The 24848-nt window shown below is 71.5% G+C and carries 24 protein-coding genes; 10 read left to right on the forward strand and 14 right to left on the reverse strand.

What is annotated here, in order from left to right; genetic code table 11:
• Nucleotides 1-122: 122 nt before the first annotated feature.
• From AB0E94_RS42745 to dhaM, 3 genes are all read right to left on the reverse strand, one after another.
• Complete coding sequence (locus AB0E94_RS42745) at nucleotides 123-1490, reverse strand: endo-1,4-beta-xylanase (RefSeq protein WP_360338855.1); 1368 nt, start codon at nucleotides 1488-1490, stop codon at nucleotides 123-125.
• A gap of 170 nt (nucleotides 1491-1660) precedes the next feature.
• On the reverse strand, nucleotides 1661-1921 hold the full coding sequence (locus tag AB0E94_RS42750; protein WP_360338858.1) for an HPr family phosphocarrier protein: 261 nt from the start codon (nucleotides 1919-1921) through the stop codon (nucleotides 1661-1663).
• Nucleotides 1905-2291, reverse strand: a complete 387-nt coding sequence (gene dhaM, locus AB0E94_RS42755) for a dihydroxyacetone kinase phosphoryl donor subunit DhaM (RefSeq protein WP_360338861.1) — start codon at nucleotides 2289-2291, stop codon at nucleotides 1905-1907. Before dhaM ends, AB0E94_RS42750 begins: the two co-directional genes overlap by 17 nt.
• 84 nt (nucleotides 2292-2375) lie before the next feature.
• Between dhaM and dhaK the strand changes: the two genes are divergently transcribed.
• From dhaK to AB0E94_RS42780, 5 genes are all read left to right on the forward strand, one after another.
• Complete coding sequence (dhaK, locus tag AB0E94_RS42760; protein ID WP_360338864.1) at nucleotides 2376-3374, forward strand: dihydroxyacetone kinase subunit DhaK; 999 nt, start codon at nucleotides 2376-2378, stop codon at nucleotides 3372-3374.
• A gap of 1 nt (nucleotide 3375) precedes the next feature.
• Entirely contained in the window at nucleotides 3376-4002 is a 627-nt protein-coding gene (gene dhaL, locus AB0E94_RS42765) for a dihydroxyacetone kinase subunit DhaL (protein WP_360338867.1), read from the forward strand.
• Nucleotides 4003-4177: 175 nt separating this feature from the next.
• Nucleotides 4178-5746, forward strand: coding sequence for a methyl-accepting chemotaxis protein (locus AB0E94_RS42770; RefSeq protein ID WP_360338870.1), 1569 nt, complete (start codon nucleotides 4178-4180; stop codon nucleotides 5744-5746).
• A gap of 49 nt (nucleotides 5747-5795) precedes the next feature.
• Entirely contained in the window at nucleotides 5796-6458 is a 663-nt protein-coding gene (locus AB0E94_RS42775) for an acetoacetate decarboxylase family protein (protein ID WP_360338873.1), read from the forward strand.
• Between the two features lie 181 nt (nucleotides 6459-6639).
• The gene (locus AB0E94_RS42780; RefSeq protein ID WP_360338876.1) at nucleotides 6640-7875 is read left to right on the forward strand and encodes a YibE/F family protein; all 1236 of its coding nucleotides are present in this window, start codon (nucleotides 6640-6642) and stop codon (nucleotides 7873-7875) included.
• Here AB0E94_RS42780 and AB0E94_RS42785 read toward each other — a convergent pair whose 3' ends face one another.
• Together AB0E94_RS42785 and AB0E94_RS42790 are read right to left on the reverse strand one after the other, a co-directional pair.
• Nucleotides 7876-8502 carry a DUF4360 domain-containing protein gene (locus AB0E94_RS42785; RefSeq protein ID WP_360338879.1) on the reverse strand — a complete coding sequence of 209 codons (627 nt, stop codon included), beginning with the start codon at nucleotides 8500-8502 and terminating at the stop codon, nucleotides 7876-7878.
• 230 nt (nucleotides 8503-8732) lie between these two features.
• Entirely contained in the window at nucleotides 8733-10913 is a 2181-nt protein-coding gene (locus AB0E94_RS42790) for an ATP-dependent RecD-like DNA helicase (protein ID WP_360338882.1), read from the reverse strand.
• Between the two features lie 60 nt (nucleotides 10914-10973).
• Between AB0E94_RS42790 and AB0E94_RS42795 the strand changes: the two genes are divergently transcribed.
• Entirely contained in the window at nucleotides 10974-11948 is a 975-nt protein-coding gene (locus AB0E94_RS42795) for an acetylxylan esterase (protein WP_360338885.1), read from the forward strand.
• An 880-nt stretch (nucleotides 11949-12828) separates the two neighbouring features.
• On the opposite strand, the gene AB0E94_RS42800 is transcribed toward AB0E94_RS42795, so the two are convergent.
• The 6 genes from AB0E94_RS42800 to AB0E94_RS42825 all read right to left on the reverse strand — a co-directional run bounded on the left by AB0E94_RS42800 (nucleotide 12829) and on the right by AB0E94_RS42825 (nucleotide 17222).
• Nucleotides 12829-13101: a YggT family protein gene (locus AB0E94_RS42800; protein WP_360338888.1), complete on the reverse strand. Its 273-nt coding sequence runs from the start codon at nucleotides 13099-13101 to the stop codon at nucleotides 12829-12831.
• A 115-nt stretch (nucleotides 13102-13216) separates the two neighbouring features.
• Nucleotides 13217-14041: an aldo/keto reductase gene (locus tag AB0E94_RS42805; protein ID WP_360338891.1), complete on the reverse strand. Its 825-nt coding sequence runs from the start codon at nucleotides 14039-14041 to the stop codon at nucleotides 13217-13219.
• A 400-nt stretch (nucleotides 14042-14441) separates the two neighbouring features.
• Complete coding sequence (locus AB0E94_RS42810; RefSeq protein WP_360338894.1) at nucleotides 14442-14594, reverse strand: hypothetical protein; 153 nt, start codon at nucleotides 14592-14594, stop codon at nucleotides 14442-14444.
• A gap of 255 nt (nucleotides 14595-14849) precedes the next feature.
• Complete coding sequence (locus AB0E94_RS42815; RefSeq protein ID WP_360338897.1) at nucleotides 14850-15299, reverse strand: hypothetical protein; 450 nt, start codon at nucleotides 15297-15299, stop codon at nucleotides 14850-14852.
• Between the two features lie 400 nt (nucleotides 15300-15699).
• The gene (locus AB0E94_RS42820; protein ID WP_360338900.1) at nucleotides 15700-16155 is read right to left on the reverse strand and encodes a hypothetical protein; all 456 of its coding nucleotides are present in this window, start codon (nucleotides 16153-16155) and stop codon (nucleotides 15700-15702) included.
• On the reverse strand, nucleotides 16149-17222 hold the full coding sequence (locus AB0E94_RS42825; RefSeq protein ID WP_360338903.1) for a Glu/Leu/Phe/Val dehydrogenase dimerization domain-containing protein: 1074 nt from the start codon (nucleotides 17220-17222) through the stop codon (nucleotides 16149-16151). The genes AB0E94_RS42820 and AB0E94_RS42825 overlap by 7 nt, the downstream gene beginning before the upstream one ends.
• A 103-nt stretch (nucleotides 17223-17325) precedes the next feature.
• On the opposite strand from AB0E94_RS42825, the gene AB0E94_RS42830 reads away from it, so the two are divergent.
• Nucleotides 17326-17805 carry an Lrp/AsnC family transcriptional regulator gene (locus tag AB0E94_RS42830; protein ID WP_360338906.1) on the forward strand — a complete coding sequence of 160 codons (480 nt, stop codon included), beginning with the start codon at nucleotides 17326-17328 and terminating at the stop codon, nucleotides 17803-17805.
• On the opposite strand, the gene AB0E94_RS42835 is transcribed toward AB0E94_RS42830, so the two are convergent.
• Nucleotides 17768-18688 (reverse strand): class I SAM-dependent methyltransferase, encoded by a 921-nt coding sequence (locus AB0E94_RS42835; protein WP_360338909.1) that lies wholly within the window; start codon nucleotides 18686-18688, stop codon nucleotides 17768-17770. The two genes, AB0E94_RS42830 and AB0E94_RS42835, sit on opposite strands and share 38 nt — an antisense overlap.
• 10 nt (nucleotides 18689-18698) lie before the next feature.
• Nucleotides 18699-19289, reverse strand: coding sequence for an HAD family phosphatase (locus AB0E94_RS42840; RefSeq protein WP_360338912.1), 591 nt, complete (start codon nucleotides 19287-19289; stop codon nucleotides 18699-18701).
• A gap of 87 nt (nucleotides 19290-19376) precedes the next feature.
• On the opposite strand from AB0E94_RS42840, the gene AB0E94_RS42845 reads away from it, so the two are divergent.
• Nucleotides 19377-20000 (forward strand): maleylpyruvate isomerase N-terminal domain-containing protein, encoded by a 624-nt coding sequence (locus AB0E94_RS42845; protein WP_360338914.1) that lies wholly within the window; start codon nucleotides 19377-19379, stop codon nucleotides 19998-20000.
• Between the two features lie 60 nt (nucleotides 20001-20060).
• Nucleotides 20061-20342: an undecaprenyl diphosphate synthase family protein gene (locus tag AB0E94_RS42850; protein WP_360338917.1), complete on the forward strand. Its 282-nt coding sequence runs from the start codon at nucleotides 20061-20063 to the stop codon at nucleotides 20340-20342.
• An 87-nt stretch (nucleotides 20343-20429) separates the two neighbouring features.
• On the opposite strand, the gene AB0E94_RS42855 is transcribed toward AB0E94_RS42850, so the two are convergent.
• A complete protein-coding gene (locus AB0E94_RS42855; RefSeq protein ID WP_360338920.1) occupies nucleotides 20430-23822 on the reverse strand; it encodes a bifunctional proline dehydrogenase/L-glutamate gamma-semialdehyde dehydrogenase in 3393 nt (1130 codons plus the stop codon).
• A 103-nt stretch (nucleotides 23823-23925) separates the two neighbouring features.
• Here AB0E94_RS42855 and AB0E94_RS42860 point away from each other — a divergent pair, with 103 nt between their 5' ends.
• A complete protein-coding gene (locus AB0E94_RS42860; RefSeq protein WP_360338923.1) occupies nucleotides 23926-24846 on the forward strand; it encodes a LysR family transcriptional regulator in 921 nt (306 codons plus the stop codon).
• The last annotated feature ends 2 nt before the right edge of the window (nucleotides 24847-24848 follow it).

Below are 24848 nucleotides of genomic sequence, written 5' to 3' on the forward strand. Positions count from 1 at the left end.
ACCACCCCTCTTCCCCACCCCCCCGCACCCCCCATCTGGGGGGGTGGGGGCTACCGTCCCCCCCTCCCCCCCCCGGGGCCCTTTGTGGGGCGCGGATTGCGCCACAGATCGGCACGCGAGGTTCAGCGGGCGGCGCAGGTGGCGGTGGTGGACGGGGCGTTGCCGGTGCCCTGGAAGCCGAACTGCGTGCTCGCTCCGGCGGCGACCGCGCCGTTGTAGCCGACGTTGGTGAAGGACACCGCGCCGGTGCTGCCGCTCGGCGTGGCGCTCCACGTGTTGGTCACCGCGGCGCCGGTCGGCAGGGTGAGGCCGGCGGTCCATCCGCTGAGCGCGGCCGAGCCGGCCTTGACCGTCACGGTGGCGACGAACCCGCCGGTCCAGGCGTTGATCGAGACGGTCGCCGTGCACGCGCCGGTGCCCTGCGACTGGCTGGCCGACGGGGACGGCGAGGCGGAGCCGGAGTTGCTGGGCGACGGCGAGGTGGCGCCGCCGCCGAGCGCGCTGAGCACGGCGGTGTACGCCTGCTTCGGGTTGCCGTTGCCGTCGAAGAGCAGCGGGGTGCCGCTGGCCCGCCACGAGTCGGTGTCCCGGATGCCCCACACGGTGATGCCGTTGCAGCGGGCGACGGCGAGACAGTCGTTGGTCACGTTGCCGTACGTGGTGGCCTGGGTGCTGCCCGAGCCCTCGATGTCGAGCTCGGTGATCTGCACGTCGACGCCGAGGGCGGCGAAGTTCTGCAGCGTGGTGCGGTAGTTGCTGGGGTACGGCGACCCGCTGTTGAAGTGCGACTGGAAGCCGACGCAGTCGATCGGCACGCCCCGGGCCTTGAAGTCCTTGACCAGGTTGTAGACGCCCTGGGTCTTGGCCCAGCTCCAGTTGTCGGTGTTGTAGTCGTTGTAGCAGAGCTTGGCGGCCGGGTCGGCGGCGCGCGCGGTGACGAACGCGTCCTCGATCCAGTCGTTGCCGGTGCGCTGGAGGTTGGAGTCGCGGCGGCCGCCGGTGCTGTCGTCGAACGCCTCGTTCACCACGTCCCAGGAGTGGATCTTTCCCTTGTAGTGGGTCATGACCTGGGTGATGTGGTTCTTCATGGCGCTGCGCAGGGCGGTGCCGCTCAGGCTCTGCATCCAGCCGGGCTGCTGCGAGTGCCAGGCCAGCGTGTGGCCGCGGACCTTGGCGCCGATCTCGTTGGCGCGGGTGATGAGCCGGTCCGCGGTGGTGAAGTTGAACTGGTTCTGCGTCGGCTCGAGAGCGTCGATCTTCATCTCGTTCTCGGCCGTGAGCATGTTGAACTCGCGGTTGAGGATGGTCGAGTAGGTCGAGTCGCTCAGCTTGTTGAGCGAGACCGCGGTGCCGAAGTAGCGGCCCTTCTCGGCGGCGGCCGCGCCGAGTGTGGACGCTGCCGCGTCGGCGGTTGGGGACAGGGCGACGAACGTGCCGGCCGCCAGCAGGGCGGTGGCCAGCGCGCCGAGAACGGTACGGGGACGGGTCATGGGGATCTGCCTTCGGTCCAGTCGATTCGGGGCATCGACGGATGGCTCTGGACGGCCGAAACTTTAATGATTCGGTCCGTGATCCACCAAGGCTGAATTGTCCTTTCTCCCCGCTAATGATGAGGATGGGAGCGCGCCCATCCTCCTCCAAGGCTCCGAAACTTACGGAACTACTCGGCGATACGAAGCACCTCGGCCACCGCGAGCGCGGCGAGGTGGGCGTCGTCGCCCGTGGCGTGGACGATCACCGTGGCCCCGGCCGGCGCGCCGAGGGACATCAGGCGCAGGGCGCTGCGGGCGCTGGCGGAACGGCCGCCGTGGCGTACCTCCACGTCCGCGCTGAAGGTCGACGCGGCCCGGACCGCCTCGGCCGCCGGACGGGCGTGCAACGCCGCGGGCAGTGTCACCTCGACCTCAGAACTTGGGGACATCGCGAGCCTCCCCGGCCGCCTCGGCCACCGTGGCGAGATCGGCGCCGGTGGACGCGAGGACCGCGGCGGCCACCGCGCCCTCGACGAACGGCGCGTCCACCAGCAGCGGCCCCGGTGGCAGTTCGGCCAGCACCGCCCGGGTGGTCAGCACGGCGCTGCCCAGATCGGCCAGGACCAGCACCCCGGCCCCGGCGTCGGCGGCCGTGATCGCCGCCTCGATCCGGTCCGCGCTGGTGCCGAGCGAGCCGTCGTCGGCGCCGCCGGCCGGCTCGACCCGGACGTCCGGGCCGGCCACCTGCGCGAGCAGTTCCCGCACCCCGGCGGCGAGTGTTGAGCTGTGTGACACGAGCACGATCCCCACGTACGCCATGGGTCCCGATGGTAGTCACGCCAAAGGCTTGGCCGAATCACTCAGCGCGACCATGCTGAGGGGACCGAGGCAAAGGAGCCGGCCGTGAAGAAGTTCATCAACGATCCGAACGACGTGGTGGCCGAGGCGCTCGCGGGACTCGCCGCCGCCCATCCCGAGTTGCGTGTCGACACCGCCGAACAATATGTGGCCAGGTCGGACGCCCCGCGTGCCGGCAAGGTGGCGCTGGTCTCCGGCGGTGGCTCCGGCCACGAGCCGTTGCACGGCGGGTTCGTCGGCCCGGGCATGCTCGACGCCGCCTGTCCCGGCGAGGTGTTCACCTCCCCGGTGCCGGACCAGATCCTGGCCGCGACGAAAGCCGTCGACGGCGGCGCCGGCGTGGTGCACGTGGTGAAGAACTACACGGGCGACGTGATGAACTTCAAGATGGCCGCCGAACTGGCCGCCGACGAGGGCGTCACGGTGGAGACGGTGCTCGTCGACGACGACGTCGCGGTGGAGAACTCGACGTGGACGGCGGGCCGCCGCGGCACCGGCGCGACCCTGCTGGTGGAGAAGATCGCCGGGGCGCTCGCCGAGGAGGGCGGCAAACTGGGCGAGGTCGCCGCGATCGGGCGCGAGGTCAACGCCGCTTCCGCCTCTTTCGCGTACGCGCTGACGGCCGTCACCACCCCCGCGGCCGGCCGTCCCGGGTTCGACCTGCCGGACGACGAGATCGAGGCCGGTGTCGGCATCCACGGGGAGCCGGGCCGCCGCCGGGAGAAGCTGCGCCCCGCCCGTGAGCTGGTCCGCTCCGCGCTCGACGCGATCCTGGAGGCGAAGCCGATCGACTCCGGCGACCGGGTGATCGTGCTGGTCAACGGGCTCGGCGGCACCCCGCTGATCGAGCTGTACCTGGTCTACGGCGAGGTCGCCACGGTGCTCGCCGAGCGCGGTCTCGAGATCAGCCGGCGACTGGTCGGCAACTACGTGACGAGTCTCGACATGGCCGGGCTGTCGATCACCGTGACCCGGGTGACCGACGAGATGCTGCGGTTGTTCGACGCGCCGGTGCGTACGCCCGGGCTGCGGTGGGGTGCCTGACGTGGATGTCGCCCTCGCCACCGGATGGCTTCGCGCTGTCGCGGAATCCGTCGCCGCCGAGGCCGACGAGCTCACGAAACTGGACTCCGCGATCGGCGACGGCGACCACGGCGTCAACCTGCGCCGTGGTTTCACCGCGGTGACCGCCCTGCTCGACGGCACCGCGTTCACCAGCGTCGGCGACGTCTTCGTCCGGACCGGCGGCACCCTCATCTCCAAGGTGGGCGGCGCGTCCGGCCCGCTGTACGGCAGCGCCTTCCGCGCCCTCGGCAAGGCGCTGCCCGCGGGCCCGTCGGCGACCCTGCCGGACCTGGCCACCGGCCTGCGCGCGGGCCTGGAGGCGGTGTCCGCGCTGGGCGGCGCGGTGCCGGGCGACAAGACCATCGTGGACGCCTACCGGCCGGCGGTGGCCGCGTTCGAGGAGGCGGTGATCGGCGGCGCCGCCCTGCCCGAGGCGGCCGCCGGCGCGGCCCGGGCCGCGGGTGACGGGGCCCGCGCCACCATCTCCCTGACGGCTCGTAAGGGGCGGGCCTCCTACCTGGGCGAACGCAGCGCCGGCCATCAGGACCCGGGCGCCACCTCGACCTGGCTGATCTTCCAGGCGCTGGCCGACGTGACCGCACCCTGACTCCGGATGTGACGGCCGCGGCCGTCACATCCGTCCCTCCCGTCAATCTGGACGAAGTCGGCCCGCCGAGGCTGTCCGGACGGAGAGACTGATGCCGGGCGGCCCTCTCAAGCTCGAACCGGCGGTGCCGATCCTGCGGTCGACGGCGAGCCGGACGATGAGGGATGGGAACACCATGGGGCTGAGCAGACTGATCGACGACCGTTCGCTGCGCGTCAAGATCGGGGCCGCGGCGCTGACCGCCACGGTCAGCGGCCTCATCGTGGGCGCGCTCGCGGTCACGACGATCCACGACCTCAACGACGACGGCGCCGCGACCCAGCGACGGTCCCTGGCCATCGAGTCGGCGGTGGGCTCCTTCAGTACGAACATCGAGGCGTTCAGCGGCGCGGTGTCCGCCCTCCAGCTCTACCCGACGCTCGCCGACCGGATCAAGAAGGGCATGGAGGCGAACACGGCCGCCGTCAGCGAGGCCTTCACCGCCCTCGACACCCACCTCGCCGGGGACGAGGCGGTGGCCAAGGCCAAGACCGACTGGTCCGACTACCTCGCCTTCATCAGCGCCGACCGGACCTCGTCGACCCCGGCCCAGCTCGCCGACGCGGTCAAGCAGTACGACGCGCTGCGCGGCGCACTCGCCGAGGACCAGCAGGCGCTGCGGGAACGGGCGGTCGCGCTGGCCGACAAGAGCATCACCGACGCCGAGTCGGCGGGCTCCAGCGCCGCCTGGACGGTCGCCGCCGTGCTGGTCGTCGGCATGGTGCTCAGCCTGGTCATCGGTTTCCAGGTGGCCGGCCGGGTGCGCCGGACCGTGCGGGAGGTCTCCCGGATCGCCGAAGGGCTGGCCGAGGGCGACCTGACCCGTACCTCCGGGATCACCAGCCGCGACGAGATCGGCCTGATGGCCGCCGCCCTGGACCAGGGGGTGGCCCGCCTCCGGGAGGACATGACGCAGGTCGGCGGCAGCGTCGGCACCCTCCAGGACGCGGCCGGCCGGCTCAGCTCGGTCGCCGGTGGCGTCGACGCGGCCGCCAGCGAGGCCTCGGTGCAGGCCGGCACGGTCGCCACCGCGGCCGACACCGTCTCGCACAACCTGCAGGTGGTCTCGGCCGGCTCGCAGGAGATGGGCTCGGCGATCCGCGACATCAGCGTCTCCACCTCCGAGGCGACCGAGGTGGCCGCCCAGGCGGTCCGGGTCGCCGCCGAGACCAACGCGATCGTCGGCCGGCTCGGCGCCTCGTCCGAGGAGATCTTCACCGTGGTCAAGGTGATCACCAGCATCGCCGAGCAGACCAACCTGCTGGCCCTGAACGCGACCATCGAGGCGGCCCGCGCCGGCGAGGTGGGCAAGGGCTTCGCCGTCGTCGCCGGCGAGGTCAAGGACCTGGCCCAGGAGACCGCCAAGGCCACCGAGGACATCTCCCAGCGGGTGCAGGCGATCCAAGCCGACACCAGCGGCGCGGTCACCGCGATCGGCGAGATCACCGAGATCATCGAACGGATCAACGGCATCCAGCTGACCATCGCCTCGGCCGTCGAGGAGCAGACCGCGACCACCGCCGAGATGAACCGCACGCTCAGCGAGGCGGCCAACGGCGCCGGCGACATCGCGATGACCATCGGCACGGTCTCCGACGCGACCCGCAAGACCACCGACACGGTCGGCGAGACCCGGCACGCGGCCGAGGACCTCGGCCAGACCGCGGCGCAGCTCCAGGCGGTCGTCTCCCGGTTCCGGTACTGAAAACATCGAGAGCGTTGAACGTACGACCGCGGGGTGCCAGGGTGGGGACATGTACCCGCCCGAGCCCTGGCACCTGCGCGGACAGATGTACCTGTCGGTGTTCCTGATCCCTCGCCGTGACCTGCCGGCCCTGCCACCGGTGCTGGACGACACGGTCCGCCCGGTCACCGTCGGCGGCCGGGTCGCGGTCGGCGCCGCCTGGGTGTCGTACGAGCCCGGCGGCGTCCTGCACTACCGGGAACTGCTCAGCGCCGTCCTGGTGCACGAGCGCGGCCGCCCGCGGGTCAGCATCACCGACATCTGGGTGGACAGCGTCGCGTCCCGGGAGGGCGGCCGCCGGCTCTGGGGCATCCCCAAGGAGCTGGCCGAGTTCACCCTTGACGCGGAGACCGAGCCGCTGGTCGACGCCACGATCACCGCCCCGGACGGCGGCGGGCCGATCGGGTCGGCCCTGATCCGGCTCAAGGGGCGGCTCCCCGGCCGGTACCCGCTCGGGTTCACGGTCGCGCAGCAGCTCGGCGAGCAGGTCCGGCGGACCCCGGTGCGGGGCCGGGCCGGTCTGCGGACGGCCACCGCGGCGTGGCGCCCCGAGCCGGACGGCCCGCTCGCCTACCTGGCCGGCCGCCGCCCGGTGCTGAGCCTGGCCATCACCGACTTCTGGCTGACCTTCGGCCGCTCCGCCCAGGACCGCGCGAAGACCCGCTCCGCCTAGACCAGGCCGGCTCCTGCCGCCGTCTGAGCGCCGCTGAGACAGCGGTGAGAGCCGGCCCGCCATGACCGGGCGCCGCGGCGGCCACGATGACCGGCCGGGTCGTCGCGGGCGGATGGGCCGGCGCCGGCACCCGGCCGGGTACGGTTCGCGGGTACCACCGCAGGCCGCGACGAGGAGCACGATGAGCGCCGACCACCATCACCACGCCCATGCGGAGCTGCCGGAGTTCCCGCACGCCCGGCGGCTCACCCTGCTGTTGCTCGTGCCGGCGGTGCTGGTCACCCTGGTCGGGATGCTGCTGCTCTGGCCGCGCGACACCCCGCAGGTCGAGGGCGGGGCAGGCCCGGCCGTGGTGACCGGCGAGGTGGTGGCGCTGACCCCGCAGGAGTGCCCGCCGGTGCCGGAGGGCGACCAGCCGCTGGAGAACTGCGGGACCGTGCAGGTGCGCCTCGACGACGGCGCCGTGATCACCACGGACATCCCGAACGGGCCCGGCGCGCCCGAGGTGTCGGCCGGTGACGACGTCACCATGCTGGCGCTCAACGACGAGGGCAGCACCAGCTACGCGATCTCCGACCACCAGCGCGGCAGCGAGCTGTGGATGCTCGGCGCGGCGTTCGCGCTGGCGGTGATCGCCTTCGGCCGGTGGCGCGGGGTGACGGCGCTGGCCGGTCTGGCGGTCACCTTCGGGATCCTGCTCTGGTTCATCGTCCCGGCGATCCTGGACGGGCGGTCGCCGGTGCTGGTCGCCGTGGTCGGCGCCGCCGCGATCATGCTGATCGTGCTGTACCTGACCCACGGCCTGTCGATCACCACGACGATCGCGGTGGCCGGCACCCTGGCCAGCCTGGCGATCACCGCGATCCTGGCCGCTGTCGCCACCGGGGCGGTGCATCTGACCGGGGTCGCCGACGAGACGTCGAACTTCCTCACCATCACCCAGGGCGATGTGAACATGCGGGGCCTGCTGCTGGCCGGCATCGTGATCGGCTCGCTCGGCGTGCTCGACGACGTCGCGGTCACCCAGTCGGCCACGGTCACCGAGCTGGCGCTGGCCAACCCGTCGTACGGGTTCAAACGCCTCTACGGCGCCGCCACCCGGATCGGCCGTGCCCACATCGCTTCGGTGATCAACACGATCGTGCTCGCCTACGCCGGGGCGTCGCTGCCGCTGATGCTGCTGTTCGCGGCGGGCGACACCCCGCTCGGCGAGCTGCTCACCTCACAGATGATCGCTCAGGAGCTGGTGCGCAGCGCGGTCGGCACGATCGGCCTGGTCGCCGCGGTGCCGATCACCACGGCCCTGGCGGCGCTGCTGGCCTCCCGCCGGGCCCGGCCGGTGGCGGCCCCGCCATCGGGGGCGGAACCGCGGCCGGCCGGGGATCCGTGGGCGGCATTCGTCGACCGGAACAACTGATCAGCACTTCTTCCAGGCGACCCGGTAGAGCGTGTTGATGGCGGCGTCGGTCGAGTCCATCGACAGGAAGTTCGTGTGCTTCTTGGTGTCCGAGGACCCGCGGTTCACCCGCAGTTCCGTGTTGATGTTGAGGAATCGCCGCTCACCGCAGGGCAGGTAGCTGTACGAAGCGATCCCGATCTGATCGGTGCGCTGCCAGTTGTCCTCCATCGGGCCCTTGAAATCGTGCCGGCTGCGCGCGGTCTGCGAATGGCCCTGGAAGTAGTAACTGGCCGCCTGCTGGCCGTACGCCCCCGGCCGGAGGCTGGCGTAACCCCGGTAGTCGGCGCTGGCGATGGCGAAGGTGAATCCGGACGGCACCAGGATGTCCAGCGCGAGCTGGCAGTTCTTCCGGAAGTCCAGTGGCGAGGCCTGCGGCCCGACCGACGCGGTGTACTGCGAATAGGTCACCGTGAACGCGGTGTTGTCCGGTGAGACCTGGATGTCCGCGCTGCCGTCCGGGCAACCGGACCCGTTCGCGGAGACCACGTCGATCACCATCATCTTGTCGGGCTTGGGCGGTTGTGGCTGGGCATGGGCCGGAGCGGCCGTCGCGAGCACGCCGAGAAGTGCGGCACCAGCCGTCATGGAACGCAACATGAGCATTTCCCCCGTCAGTTTTCGGATCCCTTTCCCGGAACCGGAAAATGGTTCGGAAAAGACCTTGAAGAATTGTTTACAAGGCCCACACTAGCGAGATCCGGAACTGTCGGGAGCGGCCCGCGAAACAGCCGTACCAGCGTCCGGACAACACGTCCATTCGGCCGGATTTCCGGAATCACCGCACAGGCCCCGGGGCATTGTGGTAACGCGGCCGGTCAGCTGAGGCGCCTGGTCAGGGCGGTGTGCCGGCGGCCCGCGCCGACCGTGCGCACCGCTGCGGCCAGCGCCCGGCGCGACCCGACCAGCACCACCAGCTTCTTGGCCCGGGTGATCGCGGTGTAGAGCAGATTGCGCTGGAGCATCATCCAGGCGCTGGTGGTCAGCGGGATGACCACGGCCGGGTACTCCGAACCCTGCGAACGGTGGATCGTGATGGCGTACGCGTGCGCCAGCTCGTCCAGCTCGTCGAAGTCGTACTCGATCTGCTCGTCCTCGTCCGTCCGTACCGTCAAGGTCTGCTCCTCGGGCGACAGCCCGGTGACGACGCCGACCGTGCCGTTGAAGACGCCCGCCGCGCCCTTCTCGTAGTTGTTGCGGATCTGGGTGACCTTGTCGCCCACCCGGAACACCCGCCCGCCCAGCCGCCGTTCCGGCAGGCCTTCGCGGTGCGGGGTGAGCTCCTGCTGGAGCAGCACGTTGAGGGCGCCGGCGCCGGCCGGGCCGCGGTGCATCGGGGTGAGGATCTGGATGTCGCGGCGCGGGTCCAGGCCGAACTTGCGGGGCATCCGGCGGCACGCCACGTCGACGGTGAGCGCCGCGGTCTCCTCGGTGTCGTCACACGGGAACAGGAAGAAGTCGGTCAGGCCCTCGAACCGCGGCGGCCGGCCCTGGTTGACCCGGTGCGCGTTGGTGACCACACCGCTCTCCGCGGCCTGCCGGAAGATCTGGGTGAGCCGCACCCGCGGGATCACGTCGGCGGCCAGCAGGTCGCGCAGCACCTCGCCGGCGCCGACCGACGGCAGCTGGTCGACGTCGCCGACGAGCAGCAGGTGCGCGCCCGGCGGGATCGCCTTGACCAGCTTGTTGGCCAGGATCAGGTCGAGCATCGAGGCCTCGTCGACGACGATCAGGTCGGCGTCCAGCGGGTTGTCCCGGTCGAAGGTGGCGTCCCCGCCGGGCTGCAGCTTGAGCAGCCGGTGCACGGTGGCGGCCGGATGGCCGGTCAGCTCGGCGAGCCGCTTCGCGGCCCGGCCGGTCGGCGCCACGAGCTGGATCTTCGCCTTCTTTGCGGCGGCGAGTTCGACGATCGATCGTACGGTGAAGCTCTTCCCGCAGCCCGGCCCGCCGGTGAGGACCGCCACTTTCGACGTGAGCGCCAGTTTGACGGCCTGTTCCTGCTCGGTGGCCAGCGTCGAACCGGTGCGCTGGTGCAGCCAGTGCAGCGCCTTCGCCCAGTCCACGTCGCGGAAGTGCGGCATCCGGTCGGCCCGGCCGCTCAGCAGGGCGATCAAGCTGGAGGAGAGCGACATCTCGGCCCGATGGAACGGAACGAGATAGACCTCGTCCTGCTCGCGCACCACGCCCTCCTCCTCGACGAGTTCGTCGAGGCAGGCCGGGACCAGCGCGTCCGGCACGTCGAGGATCTTGGCGGCGTCCGCCATCAGGGTCTCCGCCGGCAGGAAGCAGTGCCCGTTGTCGGTGGCCTGCGACAGCGTGTACTGCAGGCCCGCTTTCACCCGTTCGGGACTGTCGTGCGGAATCCCGACCGCCTGCGCGATCGTGTCCGCAGTTTTGAACCCGATGCCCCAGACGTCCGCCGCCAGCTTGTACGGCGAGTTCTTGACGACCGAGATGGACGAGTCCCCGTACTTCTTGTAGATCCGCACCGCGATCGACGTGGACACCCCCACACCCTGGAGGAAGACCATCACCTCCTTGATCGCCTTCTGCTCGGCCCACGCCGAGGTGATCTTCTTCGTCCGTTTCGGCCCCAGCCCGGCCACCTCGATCAGCCGCTCCGGGGCGGTCTCGATGATCTCCAGCGTGTCCAGTCCGAAGTGGTCCACGATCCGCTCGGCGAACACCGGCCCGATGCCCTTGACCAGCCCGGATCCCAGATAGCGGCGGATGCCCTGAATGGTCGCCGGCAGCACCGTGGTGTACGAGATCACCTCGAACTGCCGCCCGTACTGCGGATGCGACGACCACCAGCCGCTCAGCCGCAGGCTCTCCCCGGGCTGCGCGCCGAGCAGCGCACCCACCACGGTCAGCAGATCGGTGCTGCTCTTGTGCGCGACCCGGGCCACCGTGTAGCCGGTCTCCTCGTTCACATAGGTCAGCCGTTCCAGGACGGCTTCGAGGACATGCTGGGGGCGGGCGGCGGCTTCCGATGGCACCGGCCCATCGTGCCCGTCCAGGGGTGGAACCGGCCAGTCCCAGCGCCTAGCGTGATCACCATGGCGCTCTTTGACTTCCCGCTCCACGAATTGCGCACGTACCATCTCGCCCGCCCGGAGCCGGACGGCTTCGACGACTTCTGGTCCGGCACGCTCGCCTCGGCGCGCCGGGCCGCCCTGCCGCCGAAACTCGCCGAGGTCGGCACCCCGCTCAAGGGCGTCACCACCCACGACGTCACCTTCACCGGCTACGCCGGCCAGCCCATCCGGGCCTGGCTCAACCGTCCGTCCACCGCTGACGGCCCGCTGCCGGTCGCCGTCGAATTCATCGGGTACGGCGGAGGCCGCGGCCTGCCGATCGACTGGCTGACCTGGACCAGCGCCGGGTACGCCCACCTGGTCATGGACACCCGCGGCCAGGGCGGCGGCTGGCGTGGCGGCGACACCCCGGACCCGGACGACCACGGCGCCGGCCCGTCCACCCCCGGGTTCCTGACCCGTGGCGTGCTCGCCCCGGAGACGTTCTACTACCGGCGGCTGATCACCGACGCGGCCCGGGCCGTGGAGACCGCCACCGAGTTGCCCGGCGTCGACGCCTCCCGGCTGGTGGTGACCGGCAAGAGCCAGGGTGGCGCGCTCGCCCTGGCCGCCGCCGGCCTGGTGCCCGACCTGGTGTCGGCGGTGGTCGCCGGAGTGCCGTTCCTCTGCGACATCCAGCGGGCGATCACGATCACCGACAGTTTCCCGTACGCCGAGGTGGTCAAGTTCCTGCGCGCCAACCCGCAGCTCGCGCAGCGCACCCTGGACACCCTCGACCACGTCGACGCGGTCCACTTCGCCCGCCGGATCACCGCGCCGTCGATCCTGTCGGCCGCGCTGATGGACGACGTGTGCCCGCCGTCCGGGGTGTTCGCCGCCTACAACGCGATCGGCGCGCAGAAGGAGATAGAGGTCTACCCGTGGGACGACCACGCCGGCGGCCGCAGTTTCTTCGACACCACAGCCCTGGAGTTCGTAGACGACCGCCTGACCTGACCCCCACCGCCCACCGTCGCCGCCCTCCGTCGATCTTGTGGAATTCGGTCACACCCGTCTCGCCGAACTCCACAAGATCGACGCGCGGGTTGGCCAGCGCCGCCGTACCCAACGCGATCTTGTGGAGTTCCGACACACTCGAGTTTCGCCATTTGGAGATCGTTTGCGTCGGCCGCGCCGGCCTTGTGGACGCCGCCGCCCACGGCGACAGTGCACCGGGTGTCCGTCGGGATGGACGGTGCGGTTGGCCAGACGCGGTCGCCGGCGTTCGGCCAGATGCGGTCGCCGGCGCTCGGCCCGGAGTGGTCTCCGGTGTGCGACGACCAGCGCACACAATGCGGCAATGTGCGATTTCACCCTCGCCGGAGCGATGACAGGCGCACACGGACGGCATAACGTGTGCGCCCGTCCCCGTCAGAGCGAAGCAGGCGCACACGATCGGCGAACGTGTGCGCTGACCATCGCAGCGCCCAGGCGAACGTGTGCGCTGACCACCGCTGCGCCCAGGCGAACGTGTGCGCTGACCACCGCTGCGACTGGCGGACCCGCCCTCGGCGGCCCGCTACCGGCACCGCCTCCGGACGGACACCCAAGGCCACAAGACCTCACGATGATCTTGCGAAGCTCGCTGAGGGTGACGTTGACCAGGACGAATGCAAGATTCACTTCAGCGTCGACCCTGACCCGCAAAGTCGCTGCCCAATATGGCGAAACTCGAGCGACACACCTGTCCCGCTGAACTCCACAAGATCGACAGCGGGCCAGGCGGGCGGCGCGAGGCGGGCGACGCGAGGCGGGCGGGCGACGCGAGGCGGGCGGGCGACGCCACGTGGGTGACGGGACGTGGGTGACGCCAGGTGGGCGGTGGGCCGGCTTTGGGTCAGAGGATTGCTCGGATTATGCCGATCGTGATGAAGACGACGATGAAGGCCAGGTCGATGGAGACGCCGCCGACCCGGAGCGGGGGCAGGATCTTGCGGACCGGGGCCAGGATCGGCTCGGTGATGCGGTAGATCACGTCGAGGGCCTTGGCGCGGGCCGATCCGGGCATGGCGGGACCGGCCAGCATGACGCTCCAGTCGAGCGCGACCCGAACCAGCAGCACCAGCTGGACCAGCAGCAACGCGAAGCTGATCAGGGCGAAGAGACCCATCGGAACCTCCTGTGAGGGGGACGTGACCCCAGTGTGCGGCGGGTTCCTGTGAAGCTGCTTAACGATCTCTGTGACGGTCACCAGATGATGTGACCGTCACAAAGCCTAAAGATCGTCAGTTGAAGTGATCCGGGTGCGGCCCGGTCCGGCCGTCGTTCTCCAGCGCGTCGATGGCGGCCAGTTCGTCGGCGGTCAGCTCGAAGTCGAAGATCCGCAGGTTCTCGGCGATCCGGGACGGGGTCACCGACTTCGGGATCACGATCCGGCCCTGCTGCACGTGCCAGCGCAGCACCACCTGGGCCGGGGTGCGGCCGTGGTCGGTGGCGATCCGCAGCACGGCCGGGTCGCCGAGCACACCGGCCTGCGCGAGCGGGCTCCACGCCTCGGTGACGACGCCGAGTTCGGTGTTCGCCACCTGGGCGTCACGCTGCTGGAGAGCCGGGTGCACCTCGATCTGGTTGACCGCGGGCACCGTGCCGGCGAGGTCGGCGACGGCCCGCAGGTGCTCGGGCAGGAAGTTCGAGACACCGATGGCGCGAACCCGGCCGTCGGCGAGCAGTTTCTCCAGCGCCCGCCAGGTGTCCAGGTACTTTCCCCGTTTCGGGGTCGGCCAGTGGATCAGGTAGAGGTCCAGATTCTCCAGTCCGAGGCGGGCGGTGCTGGCGTCGAACGCGCGCAGCGTCTCGTCGTACCCCTGATCGGTGTTCCAGACCTTTGTCGTGATGAACAGCTCGTCGCGGGGCACTCCCGCTGATTTCAGCGCGGCGCCGACACCCGACTCGTTGTGGTAGATGGCGGCGGTGTCGATGCTGCGGTAGCCCGCTTCGAGCGCGGCAGTGACCGCGGCCGCGGTCTGCGCCTCGGGAATCTGGAAGACGCCGAATCCGATCTGCGGAATCGTGACGCCGTTGTTCAGCGTGATGACAGGCGTGTCGCCCATGGAGAGTGCTCTCCCTCTCAAGCGGGTGCGGCCGCCCGGCTCGCCGACGGTGACCGGCGAGGCGAGCGATGTGCCTCTCTTGTACCCCGAAGAGGGCGTCGTCCCAACCAAGGTCCCACGGCTGCCCACCGGGGGAGCGCGGTATCACCCGGCTTCGGTGAGATTCTCGTGACAACCTGTGACATCGCGGTTAAATGCCGGACTTCTCCGGCGCATGGTGGTGGCCGTCCCGGATGGGCCACTGGTGGTGGTGGCACAGCGTCACCCCCGGACCGATCCAACGCCCGGTTTGCGAAAATAGTCACGGTCCGCGATTCGGCAAACCATCTTCCGGTACGCCTACGCGCCCCCGCCACAGCCGGAGCCCGCACGATCGCCCCCGTATGCCCGGCAGCAGCGCTCAGCCGACCCGGTCGCCGCAGCCCGGCACCCGCCGCACCACCCGGACCGTCTCCACGGGCACCACCCGCCGCACCACCCGGACCACCGCCGGGGGCGGCACCCGCCGCACCGGCCGGCCCGCCACCATGGGCGGCATCTGTCGCGCTGCCACGGGCAGCACCCGGCCCGCATCCGGCCGGCCTGTCGCCGCGGGAAGGTGCTGCCCTGTGGTGATGGGCCGCCGCCAGCAGGCGTTCACTCGTTCGCTGTGGGCCGGCCCGGCCGCATCGCGGCCGGCAGAGCCCGTTCGTCCTGTTCCGCTCGTCCCCCGTCAGCGCACGTGGGTGATTGTCCGCGGGTTCGGACCGTCCCCGGTCGCGGCGGTGTGGTCGGCCGGCCGGCGGCACCGCCGGACGTGTCGTGGCGTTCACAACGCGACCACCCGTCGGGTCGGGACCGCGCCCCGCCGCCGTCCGGTGCGACGGGTCACCGCAGTGTTCGCGGTACGTCCGTCGGCCGGCGGCCGGGTCCACGGCTCAGGCAGGCCGGCTTCGGTGTGCCGGACCGGGAGGCCGGCCTCGGCGTGCCGGACCGGAAGGCCTGCCTCGGTGCGGCGGATCGGGAGGGCCGGTTCGGCGCGCCGGACCGGGAGCCTGTCCGGCGTGCTGTCCGGCCGTCGATGACCTGGATAGCGGGAGAGGGCGGGCGCCGGCGGGCGCACCACCAGACTGTTGCCGCCACTGGCCGGCCGGGCCGGCGTGACGACCTGCGGGGGAGCCTGGCCGGACGACGGCGGAGGGGTCGCCGGTCCATGGCCATCGGGGGGCTCGGTCGTGCTCCGGGACCCGTCAACCGGTATCGCCTCGGCTCGATTCATGGCGCTCATTATTGATGAACGTGCATTTCGCGCAAGACTCCCGGAGCGCCTGTAACTGCGCGGAAACAACTTTCGCGGAGCCGGATACGCGAAGACGACATCACGCAGGGTGACCAGCAAGGCCCTGTCGCAGACCCCTGTCACGACGGCCGTCCGCCCGGCCCGGACACCCCGTCCGTGTCGTCGCCGGCGGTCCGCCCGCCGATCCGGGCCACTGCGGCACCGATCCGTCCGGCTGCCGCGAGCCTCCACGACGCCTCCCGGCTGAGGCGGGCGCGCTCCGGCCGTACTCACGCGCGGTGGCGGCCCGGACCATCGGACCGCCGCCGCCGGACCGGATGGCAGGCGCCCCGGCCCGAAAGAATTTATTCCCGCGATGCGGTCGCGCCCGGGCGGCCGGTCAGGCGGCGCCGGCGGCGTTCGTGCTCTGCCACTGGACGATCAGCACGCCGAGCACGAACACCTGCAACGGCAGCGGCAGGCCGGGCAGTTCGGCGGCGAGGTTGCCGGTCAGGGAGCTGGTCCGGCGGATCGTGCCGATCGTCCGTTCGCCGTCCATCAGGTTCTGGTCGGACCGGAAGATCGACGTGCGCCGGAACTCGTAGGCCCGGCCGCCGGCGTGGACCGTCCAGTTCTTCCGGCCGACCCGCTCGGCCTCGGCGAACACCGCGCCGGCCGCGTCGAGCATGGTGTAGCGGCTGCCCCACATGTTCGCCCGGACGTGATAGGCCCGCCCGCCCAGCTCGAATGTGCCACCCGACTTCCACCAGCTGTTGTCCCACGTGGTGATCGGCGTGCCGTTCTCGGCGATGGTGTAGGTCTTGCCCCAGAAGCTGGTGCTCTCCGCCGTCAGCATGCCGCCATCGTAGAAGCCGCGGGCTCGCCGATCAGGAAGCCGGCGAGCCGGTTCGCCGCGGCCGCCGGTGTCGACGAGGTCTCCCGGGCGGCCTCCAGGATCCCGGCGAGGGTGTCGCCGATCCCCGCGACCCGGGCGGCGACCCGCGGCGGCGTCTCCCGGTGCAGTTCGGTGGCGACGGCGTGGATGATCCCGCCGGAACCGGCCACCACGTCCGGCGCCCACAGGATGCCGCGTTCGTGCAGCAGGTCCGCGGTCGCCGGTTCGTCGAGCTGGGCGTTCGCCGGCCCGGCGACGGCCGCGCAGCGCAGGGCAGGCACGGTCGCGGCGGTGAGGACACCGCCGAGGGCGGCCGGCACGAGCACGTCGACCTCCGCGGTGAGACAGGTCCGCGGATCGGTCCAGGTCGCTCCGAGAGATTCCACGACGGTACGCCGTGAGCCGTCCACATCCGCCGCGAGCACCTGCCCGCCCGCTGCCGAGAGCAGGTCCACGAGGTGCGCGCCGACCCGGCCGACCCCGAGCACGGCGAACCTCCGCCCGGCCAGCGAGGGTGATCCGAATCGGTCAGCGACGACGGCCTGAATCGCGGCCACCACACCCGCGGCGGCGGCCGGCCCGGAATAGCCGTCCCGGCCGAGCACATGCTCGGTCCGCTCGCCGACGACCCGCATGTCCGACGGCCCGGTGCCTACGTCCGGACCGGCGGAGAAGATCCCGCCGAGACTCTCGACCACATCCCCGACGTCGTGCAGGACCGCCCGCCGTTCCCCGCCGCCGGGCGCGCCGACGTCCCCGCCGCGGGTCTCACGCCCGGCGCCGTCCCGGTTCCCGGGCAGGACCACCACGGCTGAGCCGCCGCCGTTCGGCAGGCCGGCCAGCGCGGTCTTCGAGGTCATCGCCGCGGACAGGCGCAGCGCGTCGTCGAGACCCGCGCGCCAGTCGCGGTAGACGGCCATCCGGCAGCCGCCGACCGCCTGACCGAGCGCGGTGGAGTGCACCGCGACGACGATCGGGAACCCGGTCCTGGTCCCGCGTTCGACCACGACCCGCTGGTGGATCGGCATGCGCTTCTCCCGTACATCTGAAGGGGTTGTGGTGTTGAAACTAGGAGGCCCGACGGGCCGTGAGTGATCGTGCCGAACAACGTTCGGCAAATAGTTCAGAATGATGGTCGTGGATGACATTGATTCGGCGATCGTGCGGGAATTGCAGACGAACGCCCGGCAGACCAACCGCGAGCTGGCCCGGGCCGTCGGCGTCGCGCCGTCGACCTGCCTGGAGCGGGTGCGTCTGCTGCGTGACCGTGGGGTGATCACCGGGTATCACGCGGACGTCAGCCTCACCGCGCTCGGCCGTGAGGTGCAGGCGCTGCTGCACGTCCAGGTCCGCCCGCTGAACCGGGAGGTGATCGAGGGCTTCAAGTCCTACGCGTCCGGGCTGCCCGAGGTGCTGTCGGTGTTCGTGCTGGCCGGCGGCGACGACTTCCTGGTGCACGTGGCAGTGCCCAGCGTGGAGGGCCTGCACGCCTTCCTGATGGACCGGTTCTCGGGGCGCCGGGAGATCGTCGGATTCCGCAGCTCGGTGATCTACCAGCACCACCGCAACCGGATCATCGATCCGCTGGATCCCGCCGGAAATGCCAGATGATCAGCAGGGGCACGCCGCCGGTGACCGCCTCCCACACGTGCGGCAGCAGCCCGGCCAGCGACCACGGCCACTGCTCCCACGGCCCGGTCTCCCCGGCCGGGGTCTCTCCGGCCGGTAGATCGGCGCCGGCGTTCAGTGGTACCACCGGGCCCTGCCGTGGCTCGTCGCACGACACCACCCCGAACCCGGCCGGGAGGGCCGCGCCCAGGTAGTCGGAGGTCCGGTGCCGGTGGCCGGGCGTCAGCGCCGGACGCCCGTCGTCGAGCCGGACCCGCGGCACCGAACCCATCGCGATCCACTCCTGGGCGACATCCGAGATCACCAGGTCGCCGCCGGGCCGCAGCACCCGCGCGAACTCGGCGAACACCGGCCGCAGATCGCGTACGTGCGTGAGGGCGAGCGCGCACACCACCGCATCGACCGAGGCGTCCGGCAGCGGCAGCCGCTCCAGCGGTCCCTCCCGGAAGTCGGCGCCGGGCACCTTCCGGCGGGCCCGGGCCAGCATCTCCGGCGAGCCGTCGACACCGATCACCCGGTGTCCGCGGGCGGCCAGCCACTCGCTGTGCCGGCCGGTGCCGCAGGCCGCGTCGAGCACCACGCCCGGCTTCAGATCGGCCAGGATGCCGTGGACCGCCGCCTCCTCGGCCGGGAAGAGGCCGTTGCCCGGCTCGTCATAGGTCCGCGACCACACCCGGTAGCCGTCGGTGGCCGGCACCCGCTCGGCCGCCACCGGCTCCACGTCGAGCTCGGCCATCGCCAGCAGCCGCCGCATCTCGGCCACCCGCGCCCGGCCGAACCCGGGCTCCGACTCCTCCACGAACGAGCGCAGCAGTGCGGCGCCCTCGAGAGCCAGAAGGTACTCCAACGCCCGCTGATGAATCATCCATCGATTGTCAGCGATCCCAGGGTGGTGGCACGAGCACATATCGCATGCCCGCCGCCCCGGCCGCGGCCACACCCAGCGGAGTGTCCTCGAAGACCAGGCAGTCCGCCGGGTCCACACCCAGCAGCCGGGCCGCCAGCAGATAGCCCTCCGGGTCCGGTTTCGGGCGCGCGTAGTCCTCGGCGCAGACCAGCGCCGCGAACCGGTCCAGCAGATCAAGAGCGGACAACGACGCGGTCACCGACTCGCGGGTGCTGCCCGACACGACGGCGAACGGGATCCGGCCGTACGACGCCTCGATGTGCTCGAGCACCCCCGGCACCGCCCCGATCTGCGGGAGCATCGCCTGGAACAGCTCCTCACGCCGGGCCGCGACCTCGGCCACCGGCATGCTCAGCCCCTGCCTGGTGTTGAGATCGGTGATCACGTCGACGACGGTCCGGCCGCCCCACGCGTAGAACAGCTCCTCCGGGAAGTCGCCACCCCACTCGCCGAGCGCCGCCAGCCAGGCCCGGTGGTGAGCCGGCATCGAATCGGTGATCGTCCCGTCACAGTCGAACAGGTAGGCCTTGAACTCGCCGTCCGGCAGAGGTAGCAGCACCCCGAGAGGCTACGGCCTGCTTCCGGCCCGCCTGTTCGCGCGGCGGGGAGGAGTGAGCTGGGCTACCGCGCGTGGCACGGTGGTGGCATGGACTATCGCCGCACCTACCGATCGGCTGCCATCGTCTTCGCCGATCTCGTCGCCCGCATCCCGCCGGACGCCCTCGACGGTCCCGGTCTCGGCGAATGGACGCTGCGCGACCTGCTCGGCCACACCGTCAGCTCGGCGTTGCGCCAGGTTCCCGCGGTCCTCGCCACGCCCGCTCCGACGGTGCTGGTGCCGGCGCCCGAGGCGTACTTCGCGCTGGCCCGGGTAGCGCCGGCCGACCTGGTCGCGGCCGCCCACAAGGCGTCGGACGAGGACGCCCGGGCCACCGGCGCCGCCCTCGGCGACGATCCGGCCGGCGTGGTCAGCGGCTACATCGGCCAGGCCACCGCAGCGCTGGCCGGCGCCGGCGACGACGATCTGGTCGTCACCGCGGCCGGCGGCATGCGCGTCGAGGACTGGCTGCCCACCCGAACCTTCGAACTGGTCGTGCACACCTCCGACGCCGCCGTGGCGGCCGGCCTGCCGATCGCCTTCGACCCCGACACCCTCGCGACGACGGCCGCCCTGGCCGCCCGCATCGCCGCCGCCATCGGCCACGGCATCCCCACAATCCGCGCCCTCACCGGCCGGGCCCCGCTCCCCGCCACGTTCTCCGTCCTCTGACCCACCCAGCCCCGACCAGCCGGGGTTGTGGCCGTCGTGTGCGCGATCGGTGTGGGTTGTGTGAAAGGCGGCGGAACCGGGCGGGCCGGATGGTTCGGTGTGCGGCATGACGTGCTTCCGGATTCCACCCGGGACGCTCTCAAGCTGGCCGCGGAGTCCACCCGGGACAGCGCAGGCGGCTTCCATCTGAACATCGCGATCGGCTACGACGGCCGCGAGGAGATCGTCAACGCCATCCGCGCCCTGCTCGACGAGGAGGCGGACGCCGGGTTCAGCGTCACCGACATCGCCCAGCGGCTCACCGCCGACCGGATCGCCGCCCACCTGTACACCGGGCGATGAGGGAGCGGTGAGCGACGGCTGACGGTCGGGCCGTCGCTCAGCGGCCTTATGAGGGCGGCGAAACAGGGCTGAGCGACGGCTGGCGGGTCAGAGGAGGGTGGCGGTCATGGGGAGCGGGTTGCCGAAGCGGTGGGCGGTGATGCTGATCGCCTGTTCGCGGAGGAACGGCAGCAGCTCGACCCGGCCCGACTCGGTGACCGGGGCGGACCAGATCGCCAGGTCAGGGCGTCCGCCGGTGGCGGCGGCCAGCGCCGGGGCGTCGCCACCGATCAGGCGGATCCGGCTGGCGGTGAGACCGGCCGCGAACGTCGTGTCGTCCTCGACGGTGAGGCCGGGGCAGTGGGCGGCCACCGCGGACGGCAGCGGGACCGCGCTCGACACCCGGATCTCGGCGCCGGTGAGCAGGCCGGCCGCGAGTACCCGGACCAGGTCGGCGACCGAACCACCGGCGGCGAGCCGGACGGTGACCGGCGTCGGCAGGTAGCGGAAGACGTTGCGTTCCACGGCGAGCCCGGTGACATCCGACGGCGTGCGGAAGTCGAACGCGGCGTCACTACGGGCGGCCCGCTCGATCGACGCGAGAGCATCGGCCGAGACGTCGGACGAGGCGTCGGACGCGGCATCGGCTGAGACGTCGGCCGAGGCCACGGAGGCGAGCAGGGCACGCACACCGGGGTGGGTGATCTCGGCGCCGGTGGTGGCCGGACGGGACGCCCAGCCGGTCAGGCCGACCAGGTAGTTGGGGCCTCCCGCCTTGGTGCCGGGGCCGACCGCCGACCGTTTCCAGCCGCCGAACGGCTGCCGCTGCACGATGGCGCCGGTGATGCCCCGGTTGACGTACAGGTTGCCGGCCTGGACGCGGTCGAGCCAGACACGGATCTCGTCCTCGTCCAGGGAATGCAGCCCGGACGTCAGGCCGTAGTCGACCTCGTTCACGATGTCGATCGCCATGTCCAGGGTGTCGGCGGTCATGATGCCGAGGATCGGGCCGAAGTACTCGGTGCGGTGGTAGGCGGAGCCGCGGGCCACCCCGTCGCGGACGCCCGGGCTCCACAGCTTGCCCGATTCGTCGAGCTCACGGGGTTCGAGCAGCCACGTCTCGCCGGCACCGAGGGTGGTCAGCCCGTCGCGGAGTTTCCCGGCGGCGGGTTCGACGAGCGGGCCCATCTTGGTACGCGCGTCCGCCGGATACCCCACCTCGAGCGACGACACCGCGTCCAGCAGCTGGGTGCGGAACCGCTGCGACCGGGCGACACTGCCGACCAGCACGACCAGCGAGGCCGCCGAGCACTTCTGCCCGGCGTGCCCGAACGCCGACGCCACCACGTCCTTGACGGCCAGGTCGAGGTCGGCGCTGGGGGTGACGATGATGGCGTTCTTGCCGCTGGTCTCGGCGAGCAGTGGCAGGTCGGCGCGGAACGACCGGAACAGTTCGGCGGTCTCGTACGCGCCGGTCAGGATGACCCGGTCGACGAGCGGGTGCGCGATCAGCTCGCGGCCGAGCGTGCCCTCGTCGACCTGGAGCAGGGTGACCAGGTTCGGGTCGGCGCCGGCCGCGGACAGCGCGTCCCGGAGGATACCGGCGAGCACGGTCCCGCAGCGTTCGGTGGGCCCGGCCGGTTTGAGGACGACCGACGAGCCGGCGGCGAGGGCGGCCAGCACCGACCCGGCCGGGATGGCGACCGGGAAGTTCCACGGCGGCGTGACCAGGGTGAGCCGGGCCGGGACGGGGACGGCGCCGTCGGTTTCGAGGAGAGAAGCAGCCCGCTCGGCGTAGTAGTGGGCGAAGTCGATCGCCTCGGACACCTCGGGGTCGGCCTGGTCGATGGTCTTGCCGGCTTCGGCGGCCATCACCTCGAGCAGCGTGTACCGGTGTTCCTCGAGCGCGTCGCCGACAGCGTGCAGCACGGCCCGGCGGTCGGCGGCGCCCCAATTGGCGGCGGCTGCCTTCTCCAGCGCCTCGTCCAGGTGCTCCCGGTCGCTGATCCGCGGCACGTCGACGCCGAGCGTGGACGACTCGACCCGGGCCAGCACCTCGCGGACCAGGGTGCGGTTGACGGCGACGGCCGGGTCGGTGTCGGGGGTGCCGACGAACGAGCCGGGCGCCGAGCGCGGGACGGCGGCGAACCGGTCGGCGACCCGGTGCGGTTGCGGGACGTCGTCGTTCAGGTCGGCCAGGGAGGCCCGGAAACGCGCTTCCTCACGGGCGAACAGCTCTCCGGAGGAGTGCAGCTCGAACACCGCGGACATGAAGTTGTCGGGGCTCGCGCCCTCTTCGAGACGGCGGATCAGGTACGCGATGGCCACGTCGAACTGCTCCGGGCGTACCACAGGCGTGTAGAGCAACAGGCCGCCGACCTCGCGCCGGACCGCCTCGGCCTGTCCCTCGGCCATGCCGAGGAGCATCTCGAACTCGATGCCGTCGCGGACGCCGCGCTCGCCGGCCAGGACCCAGGCGTAGGCGACGTCGAACAGGTTGTGCCCGGCCACGCCGAGGCGCACGTTGCGGATCCGGTCCGGGTGCAGCGCGTAGCCGAGGACCCGCTTGTAGTTGGTGTCGGTGGCCTGTTTGCTGTCGCAGGTGGCGACCGGCCAGCCGTGCAGTTCCGCCTCGACCCGCTCCATCGGCAGGTTGGCCCCCTTGACCAGGCGGACCTTGATGCCGGCGCCGCCGCGTTCCCGGCGTGACGCGGACCAGACCTGGAGGCGCATCATGGCGCTCAGCGCGTCCGGCAGGTAGGCCTGGAGGACGATGCCGGCTTCCAGGCCGAGCAGTTCGGGCCGGTCGAGGAGTTTGGTGAAGACCGCGATGGTGAGGTCGAGGTCCTTGTACTCCTCCATGTCGAGGTTCACGAATTTGCGCTGTTCGGCGGCGAGCGTGAACAGGGGGAGGAGCTTGCCGGCGATCTCCTCGACCGCCTCGTCGAAGGCCCACGGGTTGTGCGGGGCGACGGCCGACGACACCTTGATCGACACGTAGTCGACGTCGGGGCGGGCGAGGAGCTTCTCGGTGCTGCGGAGCCGCTGGGTGGCCTCGCCCTTGCCGAGGACCGCCTCCCCAAGAAGATTTACGTTAAGTCGGACATTTCGCTTTCGGATCCGTTTGATGGCCCGGCCGAGGCGAGCGTCGGACGCGTCGACGATCAGGTGTCCCACCATGTGACGCAGCGCACGGCGTGCGACCGGGACGACGACGCCCGGCAGGAGCGGCGCGAAGAAGCCGCCGGCCCGGACGGCGAGGCGGAGATGGGCCGGCAGGAACGCCGGAACATTGCGCGACAGATCCGCCAGCGTGCGTGCGCTGACCCGGACATCCTCCGGCCGGATCACCCCGTCGACGAAGCCGGCGGTGAACGCGAGCCCGTCCGGATCGCGAAGGACACCAGCCAGCTGAGCGGCTGAACCGCCGACCGGGACGGACGCCGCCTCGCGCAGCCAGCGCCGGACAAGGGCGATCGTCTCTTCGGCGATCTCAGACATCGGGATGCTCCTTCCGTAATGCGCAACAGTCTGCAGTCCCGAATCAGGTAAGGAAAAGCGATGCTTTGTTAGCGATGTAGTTAAGTTCAGCTAACGTAACGGGATGCTGGAGATCCGTCGTCTGATCCTGCTCCGCGAGCTGGCCGTCCGGGGCACGATCGCGGCGGTCGCCGAGGCCCTCAACTTCACCCCGTCCGCGGTCAGCCAGCAGCTCAGCCAGCTGGAGAAGGAGACCGGCACCCAGCTGCTGCGCAAGGCCGGCCGCCGGGTCCAGCTGACCCCGCAGGCCGAGGTCCTGGTCGCGTCGGTGGCCGAGGTGCTGGACACTCTGGAGCGTGCCGAGGCCCGGCTCCAGGCCGCCGCGACCCGGGTCACCGGCCGGGTCCGGGTCGCCGTCTTCCAGTCCGCGGCGCTCGCCTTCATGCCCACCACCCTCCGCGCGATGGCCCAGCGCTACCCCGACGTGCGGGTCGAGATGGTCCAGCGCGAGCCCGAGGAGGCGCTGCGCGAGACGTGGGCCCGCGACTTCGACATGGTCATCGCCGAGCAATACCCGGCGCACGCCGCGCCACACCATCCCGGCCTGGACCGGCGCGACCTGACCACCGACGCGATCCGTCTCGCTCTGCCCGCGACGGACGAGTCACTGCATCCGGTCGACTCGCTCGACACGGCCCGGCACATGCCGTGGGTGATGGAGCCGCGCGGCGCCGCCTCCCGCCACTTCGCCGAGCAGGTCTGCCGCGTCGCCGGCTTCGAGCCCGACGTCCGCTACGAGACCGCCGACCTCCAGGCCCACATGCGGCTCGTCGAGTCGGGCAACGCGGTCGCCCTCATCCCGGACCTGATCTGGGCCGGCCGCGAAACCTCCGCGAGGCTGCTCCAACTCGCCGGATCCCCGCGCCGCACGATCTTCACGGCCCAGCGCACGGCAGGCGCGGCCTCACCCGCCGCCCGCGCCTTCCGCGACATCCTCGAACAAAAAGCCTCATTCGGTACGGCTACCCGCCCCGCCCAGGCATGAGG

It is taken from the genome of Actinoplanes sp. NPDC026670 (assembly GCF_040638175.1).
Lineage (GTDB): Bacteria > Actinomycetota > Actinomycetes > Mycobacteriales > Micromonosporaceae > Actinoplanes.